Origin of the sequence: Corynebacterium sp. HMSC075F02 (assembly GCF_001838335.1) — a bacterium.
GTDB classification, from domain to species: Bacteria; Actinomycetota; Actinomycetes; order Mycobacteriales; family Mycobacteriaceae; genus Corynebacterium; species Corynebacterium jeikeium_D.
This window is the reverse complement of record NZ_KV836320.1, coordinates 1-1,380: the sequence shown is the minus strand read 5'-3', so window position 1 is coordinate 1,380 and position 1,380 is coordinate 1. Positions and strand designations below refer to the sequence as shown.

General features: G+C 56.0%; 1 protein-coding gene. It reads left to right on the top strand.

All coding sequences use genetic code 11. From position 1 onward, the window contains the following. The first annotated feature begins 152 nt into the window (after window positions 1–152). Window positions 153–1,337, top strand: a complete 1,185-nt coding sequence (locus HMPREF2920_RS09295; protein ID WP_015382061.1) for an IS256-like element IS3503 family transposase — start codon at window positions 153–155, stop codon at window positions 1,335–1,337. Window positions 1,338–1,380 lie beyond the last annotated feature (43 nt).

Genomic DNA, 1,380 nt, shown 5'->3' with positions numbered 1-1,380 from the left:
GGGTTAAGTAAAGAAAAGTGTGTCCGCATGCCACCATAACCCCAGACCACACACCACAAATCACCAAAGAATAGCTCCCCGAAAGCTATTACCCACACCATCCCGCACCTCCGGCCACATTTGTGCTAACCGCACACCGGTTGGATTAAAGGATGACCACCAACCGCCCCAGCTGCCCACTATGCGGCAACAACACAAAGAAAAACGGCACCACCAGCAAATCAACCACCCGTTGGCGCTGCACCCACTGCGGACACTCCTTTACCCGCAACACCCAAACCCACAACAAAAACACCGCCACCATGGCTTTGTTCATCCAATGGGCCACCGGCACCCAATCTCTAACCACCTTCGCCGCACACCATGGCGTAACCAGGCAAACCATGCACCACCGATTCCGATGGTGCTGGTGGATCATCCCCACACCCACCATCGACTCATTCCGCATCCATGACCAAATCTTCCTCGACGCGACCTATCTAAAGTCCGGATGCCTCCTGATCGCAGCCAGTAAAACCCACGTCATCAACTGGACCTGGGCCAGACACGAAACCACCGCCGCCTACACCGAACTCCTACGCCCCATTGCCGCACCACTAATCGCAGTCACAGACGGCGGACAAGGTGCCCAATCAGCCATCCACCACTGCTGGCCAACAACACGCATCCAACGCTGCCTCGTCCACGCCCAACGAACAGTCCGCCGCCACACCACCAGCAACCCCCGCACCGATGCCGGCAAAACCCTCTACCGCCTAGCCCTGAAACTCACTCGCATCACCGACCTTGACCAAGCATCCACATGGGTCGCCCACCTGCACGAATTCGACCACACCTACCGGGAATGGATGAACGAGAAAACCACCATCAAAGACCCCGTTACCGGCGCCTACACCAAGGTCTACACCCACCAACGCGTCCGAGCGGCCTATCAATCATTGCTATCTCTGCACCGCAGAGACCTGCTGTTTACCTACCTGCAACCCCCACCAACAACCATCGACCCCGACAACCTTGCAGCAACAACAAACAGCCTCGAAGGTGGCATCAACGCCCCCATAAAAGAACTAGCCCGCAGACACCGCGGACTATCACTACCGCATCAACGCACAGTGATGGATTGGTGGCTGTATCTACATACAGAAGTCCCTGACGATCCGGTCAAGATCGCCAGGGACCAACGATGGGGTCAAGACGCACTTTCCACAGCAACAGACCTGATCACCCACAACACCACAGCCACTACCAATGACATCGGTGCACCAGCAGAATACGACACCGCCATCGACACCAGCTACCAACACAACCTCGGCATCCAAAAAGGCTGGATCAAATAACCGCAACACGCCCGGAAAAGACACACTTTTCTTTACTTAACCC